Origin of the sequence: Acinetobacter sp. ASP199, assembly GCF_022700675.1 — a bacterium.
Classification (GTDB): domain Bacteria; phylum Pseudomonadota; class Gammaproteobacteria; order Pseudomonadales; family Moraxellaceae; genus Acinetobacter.
In genome coordinates, this window is sequence record NZ_CP062182.1 from 2883014 (window position 1) to 2897448 (window position 14435).

The following is a 14435-nucleotide window of genomic DNA, read 5'->3' on the forward strand; positions in this document are numbered from 1 at the left end:
AAAGCAAAAAGCAGAACTTCCGCCCTGCTTTTTGCTAGATTTAACTCAAATTAGAACTTCATACTGATTCTTGCCCAGTAATTTCGTCCAATATTGTTAAATTGCTCATCAGTTGGTAAACCTGTGCCTGATGCACCCATTTTATTTAAGTGCTCGGTATATGTACGATCCAAGACATTATCAATACCTACAGATAAATCCACACCCTCTGTAAGGTTATAAGTACCGTTTAAAGACAAAGTACCAAAGCCTGCGCTTTTCTTATTGTCATAACCAACAATGTTGCCTTCGCGTTCGCTTATACGACTTTGACCATCCACAATGCGCCAATAAGCACCTAATGTATAACGATCTTGGATATAACGAAGATTAATTCGCCCTTCCAAAGGTGCAATTTGTGGCAACGGCGTATTATCAGTGGTGTTCTCACCCCATGCATACATGGCACTGACATCTGCTTGAATGGCATCAGTGAACTGATAACCAATACCTGCTTCTGCACCTGCAATTAATGCATCAACGTTTTTAGAATCGGCTGCATTAATACCATGACCTGTCGGCTTATCAGCATCATAATTAATTAAAATGTAATCATTAATTAAACCTGTATAAGCAGATACCCATGAATTGAATGCGCCATGATGATGTTGATAGCCAAGATCTAACTGTAAGGTTTTTTCAGTTTTTAGATCTTTAAATGTAGATAAGGCTTCGCCATTCAAATCAGTTTTAAATAATTCCCAATAATCTGGCACACGTTCGACATAACCTAAACCAATATAAGTTTTACCATCATCATGTTCGGGATGCATATTCTCAAAACGAATGAAAGCACTCGGCAAAGTCTCTTTACGATCAATACTACGCTTCACAGAATCAATATTAACTTGATCAATACGCAAGCCTGATACAACTTTATTATCATTCCCTAGGTCATAACTCAATTCACCAAAACCACCAATGGATTGAAATTCCATATCTGTTGTTACAGGAGAATTCATCATCGGTTTGGTCGAATGATACATCCCTCCTGCATGCTTATTGAATTGAGTGTCCAAACCGCTAATGAGCTGCAACTTATCCCACTCATGAGTCATTGATAGTCGTGAATTTAAAGTTCGACGGGTAACCGTCATGGCTTTATTCGGTTCTTCAACTTGACGCAAGCTAAAATTATCCATGACGTGATCATTAAAATTGTAGTTAACCTGTGCTTCTACTTTTTTAAGTGTTTCAGTCAGATTCTGTTTTTGCACACGTAAACCTAGACTTTCACGAGCAAACTTAGAACCATCCATCATACGTCCAGCATAGACGGCTTCACCATCTGCCTTACCGCCTGTTAACTCTACCCAGGTATCTGCATCTGGTGTCCAGCCTAAAGTCAGATCTGCATTCCAGCGCTTCCAATCTGATGGCACGGTTCTACCATCTCCATCTTTATAGCTATTGGAAACAGAACGATTGGTGTTTAGACGAATGTAAGCCTTATCATCACCCGCAGCCACTTCAACATTTTGGTCTAAACGGCCAAATGAACCCATTAAGACACTTGCTTGACCACGGTAATTTGTGTCTTCGTCAAATTGTTCAGGCGTACGCTCAAAAATCACCGTTGCTGCCGAACCTGTATTGGCATATTGAACCGTTTGCGGCCCTTTAATGACAGATATACGGTCATAACTTTCAGGTGAGATATAAGATGTCGGGGAATCCATACGGCTTGGACATGCACCCAAGCTTTCATTGCCATCTGTCAAAATTTTAATACGTGAACCAAACATGCCACGGAAAGTCACATCCCCATTGGTACCTGCACCACTATTTACCGAACTAAAACCCACAATGCTTTGTAAATAATCTGCGCCATCTGTTGCAGGCACAGGTTGAATCGGCTGTTTTGGATCAGCACGAACAATTAAACCATTGGCATCTGTACCTGCTGTTGAAGTCACCACAATCGGTGCCAAACTTTGAACAGGCATTAGATTATCTGCAAAAACAGCAGGTGAATAACAGGCAACACAAACCGCAGCCGCAAGCGGCTGTAAATAGAATTTTGGCTGAGCCATTTTAATATCTCACTGAAATACATATCAAACACGGCTTAGGTTCATCAAGACCCAAGCAATACGAAGGTGGTTTTATGCAAACAGTGGCGGTGCCCTACCCTGTGGAATGAGAAAGAGTCGTTGTAGCGCAAACCAAACATCCTGAAATGCTTTATCAAAAGCAATTAAGCGAACTTGAATACGATCAAGGATTTCTTTGACGTTTAATTCAGGCGGTAAGACTAAGTTGCCATAGACCGTACAGTACTGACATTGATGGCTGGCATCATGATGGTCATGGGTACTTTCTGAATGATGGAGATGATTGCTGTGATCAGCATGATGGGAATGGGCGTCGTGCGAACCCAAAGTCGGGGATAATAAAAGTGCACGCGTGATGGTTTCACAGACTGGTGCAACTTGATATTGCACAGGCAGTAAAGGCTGTAAGAAAACAGCGATCTGTAAAAAGACGGCTGCAAATGCTAGCAGCGCGCCACCACGTAATACGAAAAGCAACAGGGCAATCCTAAAACTTGTCGCGTTATATTATAACAAAGCCCAATCGAAATTGGGCTTTGTGGTACTAAAGTTTGAATACAATTATCTTAGCGTTTTACCGCAACCTTGGCTTTATCACGCTGACGTGCTGCCTTTTCAATTTTTTCGCGAGCACGCTGACGTTTCAAAGGCGATAAATAATCCACGAAAAGTTTACCATTTAAGTGATCCATTTCATGCTGGATACACACAGCCAGCAGGCCATCAGCTTCAATCTCAAATGCTTGACCTTCAAGATTAATTGCTTGAATTTTTACACGTGACGGACGCTCAACTTTATCGTATATTTGAGGTACTGATAGACAGCCCTCTTCGTATGGCTGTGTTTCTTCAGTCAATGGTGTAATTTTGGGGTTAATGAACACCATGGGTTGATCTTTATCTTCAGACAGGTCCATGACTATCAGCTGAATATGACGATCAACTTGTGTCGCGGCCAAGCCAATGCCTGGCGCTTCATACATGGTTTCAAACATATCTGCAGCGAGCTGACGAATTTCATCAGTAACTTCTTCGACTGGTTGTGCAATGGTACGAAGACGGGGATCCGGGAAACTTAAAATAGGTAATAAGGCCATACTGCGTCCTCAATTATGCCATTGATCAAAAAACCAAATGAAGGAATGCTTCATTAAAAAATTGTGTGTAAGATCGTTATTATAACGCAACTTACATACATAATTTTAGGAATTATGATAATGAAAAAGGTTTTGAAAGGCATGTCATCTTTTAGTGCCTTGGGGATTAAAAATCAGATGCTCGCACTTGCAGTTTGTGTGGGTGTGGGTATGGGGACAATTTCAACTACACATGCAGCGCCAGCTCGCAATGTAAATCCACCAAGCCTGAAAGCATCAGCACCAAATGTCTATGTGGTAAAAAAAGGGGACACATTATGGGATATTTCCAAACGTTTCCTTAAAAATCCGGTGCGCTGGCCAGAAATCTGGGCAGGCAACAAACATGTGAAAAATCCACATTGGATTTTCCCGGGTGACCGTCTGCTGATGTGTGATTACCAGGGTCGCCCAATCATTGGTAAAGATGAAGGCGATGGCTGTACGGGTATCATCAATCGCTACATCGGTACTGACAAGTTGCAGCCGCAGGTCCGTATCGAATCGCTCAACAATACCATTCCTGTTATTCCACTCGCGCACATCCAGCAATGGCTAGAGCGTTATACGATTGTGGCACCAGATTCTATTGAAGGCACACCTTATATTCTGGGTACGGCAGATCAACGTGTATTGGCCGGTAAAGGCCAAAAAGTTTATGCACGTGGCAATGGCCTGGAAGTGGGTCAGCGCTATGCGGTATACCGCGAAGCTGAACCTTATATATTTACTGATGCCAATGGTAAAAAATACACCGCTGCTCTAGAACTACAACAAGTCGCTTCTGGTATCGCAGTTCGTGGTGAAGGTGATATCACCACACTGGAACTGACTGATAGCTATAATGCTGAAGTCCGTCGCGGTGACCGTGTATTACCAGAATATGATCCTATGCTGCCTACCCTGTTCTACCCAGTGAATGCTGCAAACAGCACTTCAGGTGGCCAGATCGTACGAGTATTGGGTTCAATTGGTACAGCTGCGCGTCATAGTGTTGTGACGATTGACCGAGGCAAAGCAAATGGTGTTCAGGCTGGTCATGTGTTTAGCGTGAATCAGCAAGGTGAAGTCGTGACTGATCCAAAAACCAAAGAGCGTGTACAGCTTCCGGGCGAACGCATTGGTAATGTCATGGTCTTCAAAACGTTTGATCAGCTCAGCTATGCCTATGTCCTAGAAAGTGAATTGCCGATTAAAGTCGGTGCAACCATTCAGCCACCGCTGCTGGACGAATAATTTACAAGAACTTTAAGATGATGCTGTGATTCAGCATCATCTTAACCTCACTACTCATTATAAAAATAAGAAGACGCAAGATAGGTCTCAATATGTTGAATTCGTTATCTACGACTCAACTGGACAACATTCGCTTATGGCATGTAGTCCAGCATTCCCTCACCAGTTTCTATCGCTTATCTGAATATTATGAAAATCTTGCTGATGCTGTTCAGCCGGATCAAGCCGAAACTTGGCTAAAACTTGGGGTTCATAAAAATCATATCCAGCGGCTTCAGGATTTCAACTGCGAAGATTCCCAGCACGAGTTTCAATGTTGTCTGGAACAAATTCAGAAAAATTGCGACTTTATTTTGCTGCATGATGAACCGGACTATCCGCAACAGCTGAGTCACTATGCAGATAAACCGCCGATTTTATTTGGTCAGGGCAAGGCCGACAGTTTATTACAGGCGCAAGTGGCGATTGTCGGTAGCCGCAAACCGAGCCACCACGGCCGTCAGATGGCTTATGATTTTGCTTATTACTTAAGTGAGCAGGGTTTTTATATCAATAGTGGACTGGCTCAAGGCATTGATGAAGCGGCACATCGGGCAGCTCTGCAGCAGCATCGTACAATTGCAGTGATGGGCACGGGTCTGGATCAAACTTATCCGGCAACAAATCAGCCATTAAAAGAACAGATCATTGCACAAGGCGGCACGGTGATTACAGAGTTTCTGCCTGGTACTCCACCTCTGCAACATCATTTTCCACGGCGTAACCGTATTGTCAGTGGACTGAGTCTAGGGGTTATTGTGGCTGAAGCTGCCCTGAAAAGTGGCTCGCTCATCACAGCCAAACTGGCTGCCGAACAAGGAAAAACCGTGTTTGCGATTCCTGGACATATCTATAGTGAAAATCATAAAGGCTGTCACCAGCTCATCCGCGAAGGTGCAATTTTGATTGATCATCCACAACAGGTGGTTGAAGATCTGGCATTAGCCACCCAATGGCAGGCAGCCGAACAATTTTCTAAAGCCGAAAATAGTGAGCCCGAATTGATCCAGATTCCAGCACACCTGATTGCGCTCTACAATCAGCTCGACTGGATCGGACAGGATCTGGATCAGATCAGCATGCAACTCAGCCAGGATGTTTCCACAATCACAGCACAGTTGATGGAACTGGAATTACTCGGTTTCAGTACACAGCAAGCCGGCATGTTTCTACGTTGTCGTACAGGCAAATAAGGTTCACAATAACCGTTTGTTGTTTTTAAAAGGTATATACATGATCACCACCTCTGTTGCCGAAGCAGCGACATTCCTGAAACAAGGACAAGTCTTGGCATACCCTACAGAGGCTGTCTGGGGTTTGGGCTGTGACCCTCACAACGAACAGGCATTTCACCAGATTCTGCAACTAAAACAGCGTCCAATTGAAAAAGGCGTAATTCTACTTGCTGGACATATTTCTCAGGTAGAGCCTTTACTAGAAACACTGACACCAGAAATCCGCGAACGTGTTGTTGCTTCATGGACCAACCGCAGCTTATCCGAACGTGCAACCACCTGGTTATTACCTGCCAGTAAAGATATTCCGGCCTGGATTAAAGGTAATCATCCCAAAGTTGCGGTCCGTGTCACTACCCATCCTTTATGCGTGGCTTTATGTCAGGCTTTTGGGGGCTATATCGTTTCGACCAGTGCCAATCCGGCAGGTCTAACTCCGGCACTTTCGCTGCAGGACGCAAAACAGTACTTTAAAGAATCTGAAAGCCTGAACTACTTGAATGGTGATTTAGGATTAAGTCAGGAACCTAGCAAAATTATTGATGCCGTAACCGGTGAAGTGATCCGCGCTTAAGCACGGGTCCATTTTTTGGTTTTTTTCAAGTCCGACTAAAGTTTTAAGACAAAAAAAAGCTCAGCCATATAGGGATGGCTGAGCATAAAAAAGGATGTGCAAACACATCCAGAGGGTCTCAAAATCTCTGGAAGATTGATATATCAGGAAAATTTCTGAAGTATCACTCTTGATGGGCGTATTATGTGAGAAAGCATGCCCAACAACAAATATAATAAAAGTTATTATTAATATATTTTTCATATTAGTAATTTGGAGTATTTGATCAAAATTCAAAATATCCCGCTATTTTTGTTCCAGTTTTAAACTAAAGGTCAATTTTAACCATTTATTTTTACATTTAATTTTTACAGATTTACCGTCTATTTCAATTAAATACAGATGATTGTTTGATTATTTTTTAATCAACATTTAATTTTATAAAATGAAATTCCCATTTATGCCTTCTGTTTGGGTGTGTATTGTGCGAGGAAAATCCCTACCAGAATCACCAGACCACCCATGGTGTGATAAACCGTCCAAGACTCGCCTAGCCAAACATACGCAATCAGTGCGGTAAAGACAGGCATCAGGTTCATAAAAATACTACTGCGATTTGGCCCGAGCATCTGCACCGCCATCATCCATAAAAATGGCGCAGCAATCGATGGAAAAATCCCTGCATAAATAATACTGCCAGCATTATTAATATTGATAGCATCCAAGCCAGTCCATAAAATCATCGGGATGTGCAGTAAAACACTAAAACAGATCTGGATATAAAGACTCTGGATTAAGGGGATCTGTATCTGCCATTTCTTTAGAAAAAGCCCATAGCAGGCATAAAAGAATACCGCGATCAGCATCAATACATCACCGATATAGGTATCACCAAAATTCAGTAAATTCCCCCACTGCCCCTGCGCCATGACATACATCAGACCACAGATCGACAAGAGACTGCCAATTACTGCATTCACTGCGGGACGAACATGCAGGACAAAGATACCGACAATAATGGTAAAGACCGGAATAAAGGCATTGATTAGCCCCATATTGGTCGCAGTGGTATAGTGTGCCGAGGTATAAGCCAGACCTTGATACAACACCATTCCCAAAGCACTGAGTACAGCCAGCTTAGCCAGATAAGGCCGAATACTGGACCAGGAACGTATTACCTGCGGTAAAACAAACGGCGTCAGGATGAGCAGAGCCAGAATCCAGCGATAAAAACTGATACTTACGGGTGAAATGTAGTCAGCCACATAGCGATTCACGGTCATGTTCAATGACCAGATCAGCACTGCTGCCAATGGCAGTAAAAATGCCCACCACACTACCTTGTGTTGCCGTGTCATATACTCATCCATAAAGTGTAGGGTTCAGCATTGTCTGCACATCCAAGCCAAGTCGCTTTCAATTCAACACCGTTATCGTGCAGCGCAAGCATAATTGATTTTTCACGCAAAATTAATGCATGGATTTAAATTTATCCGGCTGCTCTACATGTTTTCACTTGTACTCAGCTGGAATACCCGTTACAACATCCGACAGGATAAACACATCAAAAACAGGACTTCATATGAGTACTTCAGTTTACGACATTCCAGTAGTAAGCATTCAGGGTGCAGAATTCACTTTAAACCAGTATCAGGGCAAAGTTTTGCTTATCGTCAATGTGGCATCTAAATGTGGCCTGACTCCACAATATGAAGGCTTGCAAAAGCTATATAACGAGAAAAAAGCTGAAGGTTTAGAGATTCTAGGTTTCCCATCAAATGATTTCCTGGCGCAAGAGCCCGGTAGCGAGAAGGAAATTCAGGAATTCTGTTCAGTGAATTATCAGGTTGATTTCCCATTATTTGCTAAGATTCCGGTCGTTGGTGAAGCAAAACATCCTTTATATGCTGCTTTAACCCAGGCGATTCCTGAACGTACTGGTGAAGGCCCGTGGTGGAAAGATCTGGTGGATTATGGCCTGACTCCGAACCAGCCACCTGAAGTGCTCTGGAACTTTGAAAAATTCCTGGTCAATAAAAACGGTGAAGTCGTTGCCCGCTTTGCACCGGACATTAGCGCAGATGATCCACGTATCGTCGATGCAATTAATGCCGAACTGGCTAAATAATTTGTAACAGTAATGTAAGCATCTCCCATAGTTAGAGATGCTTACATTTTTTAATTAAAAACAGATATTTATACCAATAAAATTATTCAGTTTACTTCTTCCATTTTTCTTCTAGATTTTAATATTTCCACTACAATCCCTTCAATTTCAAATACCTCTACCGGCCTATGATGAGTGCATACACAAACAAACCGCCCTAATGAAAGGTGAAGTATGAAAACGCTGGTTAAAGCAATTGTTTTATCGATCTCAACTGCACTGGTTGCTATTCCAGCCATGGCTGCGCCTCAAGATCATCATCAACCCCATAAGTCGCATGCTCAGCATCATCATGCACCTCAACACCATCAGTTAAATAAGCATCCAGCTCAACAGCATAAACAGGGTTATAAAAAAGTTGATCCATCACGTGATTGGCAAGTAGGTCAAAAAGTCCCAAACCAATACCAAAGCAAAATCTATAAAGTGGATCACAGCAAATATAAACGACTCAGCAAACCGGGTAGAAACCAGCAATGGATTAAAGTAAATGGCGACTATATTCTGATGAACATGATTAACGATAAGATAATTAAAATTATCGCAGCTTAAACCCTGCCCTCCTCGGTGAAAAAAGAGCGCTTCAGCGCTCTTTTTTTATGCTTGAATATCTATAGTGAGACTTTTTTGTTATTCATTTGCAACTCTCCGTATTTTCTACAAATTTCATCCCTATATTAAAGTCTGTAAGCAGTGAATGATGAGCACCCCAATGAAATCTAAGCAAATTCTCCAAAATAGCGTATTACCTTTTGCCCTTTTTGCAGGTGCATTGAGTTTGCTGGGCTGTGATCAGGTCTCTGCCCCTGCGTCATATACTGAGAAACCGGACCAACAGAATGTAGTAGCAGAAAATGCTGAAGTACGGCAGTCTTCTGCAGACCTTAAAAGTGGCAATATGTTCTATATCGTACGTGATGTGGCCGATTTGCAGTTAAAGGCCGGTGATTATGTGACTCAGCTGAAGCAAACCCAGACTGAACTGGAAACTGCGGTCAATGAAAAAGATACTTCTCAATTGCAGAGTGCTGCAATACAGTTACAGCAGCAGTTAAAAAGTTTTAACCAGACTTTGAGTGGCTTAAACCTGAAGAGTCAGGAAGTCGACCAGGTACGTAGCAACCTGATGAATGCTAACCAGCAGGCATTGGCATCTCCTTTCCTGAATGGACAAATGGATTTCAGCCAGGTGGATTTCCAGAAGCTGGAAAAACAGATGGGAAATATCCAGTCTGAAATGATCAAGCTGGCCGCAATGATGATTCCTGATCAACAGTCTGAGGCGACAGAACAGGAAAGCTGATCTCCGTTTTCTAGATGACCTAAGTTCCCTCATCAACCAGTCGCCAGACTGGTTGATTAATATTCAATATAGATTGATAGAAGAAGTGGCCTAGAAAGCCACTTCCTTACTAAAAGAATAAGACAGAAAAATCATTATTCTTTAGGACTTTTGACGACGACTAAACGTTTCTGGGTAAATTCTCTGAAACCGTCGATCGATAATTCATGACCATAACCAGAATTTTTGATACCGCCGAAGGGCAGCTCTGGAGCAGTATCGGTATACCAGTTGATCCAGATCATGCCGGTTTCTACACGTGAAGCCAGTTTTTTGGCACGGTCGATATCTTGAGAGTGAATCACACCGCCCAAACCATAGTGCGAATCGTTGGCAATCGAGACAATTTCATCTTCATCCTTGGCGACATAAATCTGGGCAACCGGGCCAAAGAATTCTTCATACCAGGCTGGATTATCACGGCTGATATTTTCCAGAATGGTTGGCTCATAAAAGTTACCTGCATGCTCGATGGGCTTACCACCTGTCAGCAGAGTGGCACCATGCGCTACGGCCTTATCGACCTGCTTGGTCAGTTTTTCCAGCGCATCAGCCGATGATAAGGGCGCCAGTGTCGTTTCAGGGTCAAGTGGGTCACCAATTTTTAATTCCTGAAAAGCTTTCAGCATACCAGCCTTAAATTCATCAGCGATTTTCTCATGCAAAATAAAACGTTTGGCGGCAGTACATACCTGCCCAGTGTTATTCACCCGGGCCTGACAGCCAATTTTGATGGCTTTTTTCAGATCGGCATCATCCAGCACAATAAAGACATCATTCCCCCCGAGTTCCAAGGTAGATTTTTTAATGTATTTACCCGCCTGCTCGGCCACAGCACTTCCGGCACCTTCTGAACCTGTCAAGGCCACACCCTGTACGCGCGGATCAGCAATAATATCTTGAACCTGAACAGAACTGATAAACAGGTTAATCCAGACACCTCTTGGTGCACCTGCTTCCAGCACCAGCTTTTCAAAAGCGTCGGCACATTGCGGCACAATGCCAGCATGCTTGGCCAGGACCGGATTGCCAATTGCACAGTTTGGTGCAAAGACCCGCATTAGCTGATAGAACGGGAAATTCCACGGTTCAACTGCCATCACAACACCTAGAGGATGATGCTCTACCCAGGCTTCGCCCAGTTCCGTTTCATAAGACACTGGAGCTAGAAACTCTTTGGCATGATCAGCAAAGTATTCGGCAATTTTGGCGCAAGATTCGATTTCACCTTCACTCTGTTTAATCAGCTTACCCATATCCAGAGTAGTAAGCTTAGCCAGCTCGGTTTTTTGTTCACGTAATTTTTGCGCGACATTTCTCAGCACTTCAATACGTTGATCAATCTGTTGTGGCCACTCTGACTTGAGAATCTGTTCTGCCTGATCCAGCGCATTTTGTATATGCTCATCTGTATGTGGCGGATAGTCTTTTAATTTTTGATTGGTAAATGGGTTAATAGATTGATATGCCATGACTTTCCCTTTTCTTCAAATTATAAGTTTTGCTTGTTCTCGACTTCATTACATCGACTCAAACAAGCTTGCATCCGGGTTAATCACTTAACTTAGCATTGATTTTTTTATGGTGTGTGCCTGCTTACAGATTGGTTCAAAACATTACTGAGAAAGGGTAAAAGTTATATCGAGTGGTACAAAATATAATTATACGGGTGGGTTAAAAAGCTATTTAACAGGTCTAACAAGCGACTACTTTTTTTACTAGACTTATAAGATAAGTAGATTCAAACTGAATTTTTTACAATAAAAAAACCACCCTTTCGGGTGGTTTTTTCAATCTTAAACCAGCAATTACATTGCGCGGTTTTTGATTTTGCGGATCGTTTCCAGCTGAGCAGCAGTTTCTGCAAGAGCAGCCAAAGCAGCAGCAGAGTCCAAATCGCTCTTTTGATTTGCGAGCAATTGTTCAGCGTGTTTACGCGCTTCAATAATTGCAGCTTCATCCAAGTTTTCTGCACGGACTGCTGTATCAGCAAGAACCGTAACAACATGCGGTTGAACTTCTAGAACACCACCAGATACATAGATTAATTCTTCTGTACCGTTTTCCAAAATAACGCGGATCGCGCCAGGTTGGAGCAAAGTTACCAGCGGAGCGTGACCAGGCATAATACCTAACTCGCCGCCAGCACCTTTAGCAATTAGCATAGTTACAGTGCCTGAGTACAAAGACTCTTGAACACTTACAACGTCACATTGCATAGTCGCCATGAGAATCTCCTAAATTAGGGAACTAATTAAAGTTTCTCAGCTTTAGCAATCACTTCGTCAATACCACCAACCATGTAGAACGCTTGTTCTGGGATGTGATCGTATTCACCAGCTAGAAGACCTTTAAAGCCACGAATCGTTTCTTTAAGCGGCACAAGTTTACCAGGAGCACCAGTAAACACTTCAGCTACGTGGAACGGTTGAGAGAAGAAACGTTGGATCTTACGTGCACGGTATACAGTAAGTTTGTCTTCTTCTGACAATTCGTCCATACCAAGAATTGCGATAATGTCTTTCAATTCTTTGTAACGTTGAAGAACGTTTTGAACTGAACGAGCGATTTCGTAATGCTCAGTACCTACTACTAGTGGATCAAGCTGACGTGAAGTAGAGTCAAGTGGATCGATCGCAGGGTAAATACCTTGAGAAGCGATGTCACGGCTCAATACAACAGTTGCGTCCAAGTGAGCGAACGTAGTTGCAGGCGATGGATCTGTTAAGTCATCGGCAGGTACGTATACCGCTTGGATTGACGTAATAGAACCAGACTTAGTAGATGTAATACGTTCTTGAAGAACACCCATCTCTTCTGCAAGTGTTGGTTGGTAACCTACTGCAGATGGCATACGACCTAGAAGTGCTGATACTTCAGTACCCGCTAGTGTATAACGATAGATGTTGTCAACGAACAATAGTACGTCACGGCCTTTACCGTTTTCGTCTTTTTGATCACGGAAGTACTCAGCCATAGTCAAACCAGTCAACGCTACGCGTAAACGGTTACCTGGTGGCTCGTTCATCTGACCGTAGACCATTGCTACTTTGTCAAGAACGTTAGAGTCTTTCATCTCGTGATAGAAGTCGTTACCTTCACGAGTACGCTCACCAACACCAGCGAACACAGATAAACCTGAGTGCGCTTTAGCGATGTTGTTGATCAACTCCATCATGTTTACAGTTTTACCAACACCGGCACCACCGAACAGACCAACTTTACCACCTTTCGCGAACGGGCATAGTAAGTCGATGACTTTAATACCAGTTTCTAGAAGGTCAGTAGAAGCCGCTTGTTCTGCATAAGAAGGCGCTTGACGGTGAATTGGTAAACGCTCTTCAGTTGCAACAGGACCAGCTTCGTCGATTGGGCGACCAAGAACGTCCATGATACGACCTAGAGTCGCTGTACCTACTGGTACAGAGATCGGCGCATTTGTGTTAGTTACGTTCAAACCACGCTTAAGGCCTTCAGTAGAACCCATTGCAATAGTACGAACTACGCCATCACCAAGTTGTTGCTGAACTTCTAATGTAGTTTCAGTACCGTCAACTTGGAGAGCGTCATAGATCTTAGGAACGCTGTTACGTTCAAACTCGACGTCGATAACCGCGCCGATGATCTGAATGATACGACCGCTACTCATTGCTGTCTCCTCAATTCAAACTAATATATGTTAAACGGCAGCGGCACCACCAACGATCTCAGAAATTTCCTGAGTAATCGCGGCTTGACGCAGCTTGTTATAAATAAGTTGCAGGTTCTTGATCAAGTCACCCGCGTTATCCGTTGCAGCTTTCATTGCAACCATACGAGCAGATTGCTCACACGCGATGTTTTCGATCACACCTTGATACACCACAGACTCGATGTAACGAACCAACAAGCCATTTAAAAGCTCTTCAGCTTCAGGCTCGTAGATGTAGTCCCAACCGTATTGACGGTTAAGCGTCTTGTCTTCTTCAGCAGCTGCTAAAGGAACAAGCTGTTCGATCTTTTGGTTTTGAGTCATGGCGTTGACAAAGCCGTTAGATACTAGATAAATACGATCTAACTCGCCTTTATCATAAGCGTCTAACATCACCTGTACAGAACCAGATAACTGTTCAAGACTTGGAGTGTCGCCCACTTGAGTGGTCGCACCAAGTACTTTACCGCCGTAGTTTTTAAAAAACGAAACCGCTTTTTGACCAATCAAAGCAAATTGAACTTCAATTGACTGCTCTTGTTGCTGTTGAACGTGTTTTACCACTTTCTTGAACAGGTTAATGTTCAAACCACCAGCAAGGCCGCGATCTGATGACACGATGATATAGCCAACGCGCTTCACAGGGCGTTCAACCATATAACGGTGTTTGTATTCAGGATTCGCTTGAACCAAGTGAGCAATTACACGGTGCATATTTTCGGCATACGGACGGCCTTGAGCCATGCGCTCTTGCGCACGACGCATCTTAGAAGCTGCTACCATCTGCATCGCGCGAGTAATTTTCTGCGTGCTTTTGATACTAGCTACTTTGGCGCGAATTTCTTTTAAATTTGCCATACGCTTAACCTAGTATTCGAAGGCCCTTTCGAGCCCTCGAAGGTTGATTCCGTGAACCAAACCAACACTAATCTAGCAAGTTGCT

The 14435-nt window shown here is 43.2% G+C and carries 14 protein-coding genes; 6 read left to right on the forward strand and 8 right to left on the reverse strand.

All coding sequences use genetic code 11. The features are described 5' to 3' along the window. Window positions 1–50: 50 nt before the first annotated feature. From IHE35_RS13835 to def, 3 genes are all read right to left on the reverse strand, one after another. Window positions 51–2072, reverse strand: coding sequence for a TonB-dependent copper receptor (locus IHE35_RS13835; protein WP_242788159.1), 2022 nt, complete (start codon window positions 2070–2072; stop codon window positions 51–53). Window positions 2073–2144: 72 nt separating this feature from the next. After that, window positions 2145–2570, reverse strand: coding sequence for a DUF2946 family protein (locus tag IHE35_RS13840; protein ID WP_242788161.1), 426 nt, complete (start codon window positions 2568–2570; stop codon window positions 2145–2147). A gap of 89 nt (window positions 2571–2659) precedes the next feature. Then, a complete protein-coding gene (gene def / locus IHE35_RS13845) occupies window positions 2660–3190 on the reverse strand; it encodes a peptide deformylase (RefSeq protein ID WP_099338021.1) in 531 nt (176 codons plus the stop codon). 120 nt (window positions 3191–3310) lie between these two features. Between def and IHE35_RS13850 the strand changes: the two genes are divergently transcribed. The 3 genes from IHE35_RS13850 to IHE35_RS13860 all read left to right on the forward strand — a co-directional run bounded on the left by IHE35_RS13850 (window position 3311) and on the right by IHE35_RS13860 (window position 6313). After that, window positions 3311–4465, forward strand: coding sequence for a LysM peptidoglycan-binding domain-containing protein (locus IHE35_RS13850; protein ID WP_242788163.1), 1155 nt, complete (start codon window positions 3311–3313; stop codon window positions 4463–4465). A gap of 92 nt (window positions 4466–4557) precedes the next feature. Further along, window positions 4558–5697 (forward strand): DNA-processing protein DprA, encoded by a 1140-nt coding sequence (gene dprA / locus IHE35_RS13855; RefSeq protein ID WP_242788164.1) that lies wholly within the window; start codon window positions 4558–4560, stop codon window positions 5695–5697. Between the two features lie 40 nt (window positions 5698–5737). Continuing rightward, window positions 5738–6313, forward strand: coding sequence for a Sua5/YciO/YrdC/YwlC family protein (locus tag IHE35_RS13860; protein WP_242788165.1), 576 nt, complete (start codon window positions 5738–5740; stop codon window positions 6311–6313). A gap of 437 nt (window positions 6314–6750) precedes the next feature. Here the strand turns inward: IHE35_RS13860 and IHE35_RS13865 are convergent, their stop codons facing one another. After that, window positions 6751–7650, reverse strand: a complete 900-nt coding sequence (locus IHE35_RS13865; protein ID WP_242788166.1) for a DMT family transporter — start codon at window positions 7648–7650, stop codon at window positions 6751–6753. Window positions 7651–7874: 224 nt separating this feature from the next. On the opposite strand from IHE35_RS13865, the gene IHE35_RS13870 reads away from it, so the two are divergent. The 3 genes from IHE35_RS13870 (at window position 7875) to IHE35_RS13880 (ending at window position 9762) form a co-directional block, all read left to right on the forward strand. Continuing rightward, on the forward strand, window positions 7875–8420 hold the full coding sequence (locus IHE35_RS13870) for a glutathione peroxidase (protein WP_242788167.1): 546 nt from the start codon (window positions 7875–7877) through the stop codon (window positions 8418–8420). Window positions 8421–8633: 213 nt separating this feature from the next. Then, a complete protein-coding gene (locus tag IHE35_RS13875; RefSeq protein WP_242788168.1) occupies window positions 8634–9011 on the forward strand; it encodes an RcnB family protein in 378 nt (125 codons plus the stop codon). Window positions 9012–9171: 160 nt separating this feature from the next. Further along, window positions 9172–9762, forward strand: a complete 591-nt coding sequence (locus tag IHE35_RS13880; RefSeq protein ID WP_242788169.1) for a hypothetical protein — start codon at window positions 9172–9174, stop codon at window positions 9760–9762. 134 nt (window positions 9763–9896) lie between these two features. Here IHE35_RS13880 and IHE35_RS13885 read toward each other — a convergent pair whose 3' ends face one another. The 4 genes from IHE35_RS13885 to atpG all read right to left on the reverse strand — a co-directional run bounded on the left by IHE35_RS13885 (window position 9897) and on the right by atpG (window position 14350). Next, window positions 9897–11273 (reverse strand): NAD-dependent succinate-semialdehyde dehydrogenase, encoded by a 1377-nt coding sequence (locus IHE35_RS13885; protein WP_242788170.1) that lies wholly within the window; start codon window positions 11271–11273, stop codon window positions 9897–9899. A gap of 336 nt (window positions 11274–11609) precedes the next feature. Then, entirely contained in the window at window positions 11610–12029 is a 420-nt protein-coding gene (locus IHE35_RS13890; RefSeq protein ID WP_004780711.1) for a F0F1 ATP synthase subunit epsilon, read from the reverse strand. Window positions 12030–12055: 26 nt separating this feature from the next. After that, window positions 12056–13450: a F0F1 ATP synthase subunit beta gene (gene atpD, locus IHE35_RS13895; protein WP_004780710.1), complete on the reverse strand. Its 1395-nt coding sequence runs from the start codon at window positions 13448–13450 to the stop codon at window positions 12056–12058. A 30-nt stretch (window positions 13451–13480) separates the two neighbouring features. Continuing rightward, entirely contained in the window at window positions 13481–14350 is an 870-nt protein-coding gene (gene atpG / locus IHE35_RS13900) for a F0F1 ATP synthase subunit gamma (protein ID WP_004814251.1), read from the reverse strand. Window positions 14351–14435: the final 85 nt, after the last annotated feature.

Excerpts from the sequence above, each read along its gene's own strand:
- IHE35_RS13835 (WP_242788159.1), bottom strand. The coding sequence starts at position 2,072 with ATGGCTCAGCCAAAATTCTATTTACAGCCGCTTGCGGCTGCGGTTTGT.
- def (WP_099338021.1), bottom strand. The coding sequence starts at position 3,190 with ATGGCCTTATTACCTATTTTAAGTTTCCCGGATCCCCGTCTTCGTACC.
- IHE35_RS13850 (WP_242788163.1), top strand. The coding sequence starts at position 3,311 with ATGAAAAAGGTTTTGAAAGGCATGTCATCTTTTAGTGCCTTGGGGATT.
- dprA (WP_242788164.1), top strand. The coding sequence starts at position 4,558 with ATGTTGAATTCGTTATCTACGACTCAACTGGACAACATTCGCTTATGG.
- IHE35_RS13860 (WP_242788165.1), top strand. The coding sequence starts at position 5,738 with ATGATCACCACCTCTGTTGCCGAAGCAGCGACATTCCTGAAACAAGGA.
- IHE35_RS13865 (WP_242788166.1), bottom strand. The coding sequence starts at position 7,650 with ATGACACGGCAACACAAGGTAGTGTGGTGGGCATTTTTACTGCCATTG.
- IHE35_RS13870 (WP_242788167.1), top strand. The coding sequence starts at position 7,875 with ATGAGTACTTCAGTTTACGACATTCCAGTAGTAAGCATTCAGGGTGCA.
- IHE35_RS13875 (WP_242788168.1), top strand. The coding sequence starts at position 8,634 with ATGAAAACGCTGGTTAAAGCAATTGTTTTATCGATCTCAACTGCACTG.
- IHE35_RS13880 (WP_242788169.1), top strand. The coding sequence starts at position 9,172 with ATGAAATCTAAGCAAATTCTCCAAAATAGCGTATTACCTTTTGCCCTT.
- IHE35_RS13885 (WP_242788170.1), bottom strand. The coding sequence starts at position 11,273 with ATGGCATATCAATCTATTAACCCATTTACCAATCAAAAATTAAAAGAC.
- IHE35_RS13890 (WP_004780711.1), bottom strand. The coding sequence starts at position 12,029 with ATGGCGACTATGCAATGTGACGTTGTAAGTGTTCAAGAGTCTTTGTAC.
- atpD (WP_004780710.1), bottom strand. The coding sequence starts at position 13,450 with ATGAGTAGCGGTCGTATCATTCAGATCATCGGCGCGGTTATCGACGTC.
- atpG (WP_004814251.1), bottom strand. The coding sequence starts at position 14,350 with ATGGCAAATTTAAAAGAAATTCGCGCCAAAGTAGCTAGTATCAAAAGC.